Source organism: Parafrankia sp. Ea1.12 (assembly GCF_900465275.1).
Taxonomy (GTDB): domain Bacteria; phylum Actinomycetota; class Actinomycetes; order Frankiales; family Frankiaceae; genus Parafrankia; species Parafrankia soli.
The window spans coordinates 1-459 of record NZ_UBIZ01000673.1 but is presented as its reverse complement, the minus strand read 5'-3'; the positions used below and the strand labels follow the sequence as shown (position 1 = coordinate 459).

At 68.6% G+C, this 459-nt stretch carries 1 protein-coding gene; it reads right to left on the bottom strand.

Annotated features, from left to right (window positions below; genetic code table 11):
- A partial coding sequence (locus FMEAI12_RS34780; RefSeq protein WP_160144381.1) for an acyltransferase domain-containing protein occupies positions 1 to 459 on the bottom strand: 459 nt, incomplete at both ends.

The following is a 459-nucleotide window of genomic DNA, read 5'->3' as shown; positions in this document are numbered from 1 at the left end:
CGGACGCGCGGGCGAACGGCCATCGGGTGCGGGGTGGGTGGTAGGTGAGAGCGCTGGTGGTGTGGTGGAACTGGTCGAGGATGGTGTCGAGGTGGTGGCTGTGGAAGGCGTGGCTGGTGTGGAGCGGGCGGGTGTGGTGACCGTGGGCGGTGAGTTCGTCGGCGGCGTCCCGGGTGGGTTGGGTGTCGCCGGAGATGACGGTGTGGGTGGGGCTGTTGTGGGCGGCGATGTCGATGCCGGGGTGGTTGCGCAGGATGTCGCGGATGCTCTGGTGAGGAGCGTTGATGCTGATCATCAGGCCTGGGGTGGTGATGTTCTGCATGAGCCAGGCGCGGGTGGTGACGAGGATGGCGGCGTCGGTGAGGCTGAGGATGCCGGCGGTGTGGGCGGCGGTGATTTCGCCGATGGAGTGGCCGGTGAGGTGGTGGGGGTGGATGTCGTGGGTGGCCAGCAGGTGGG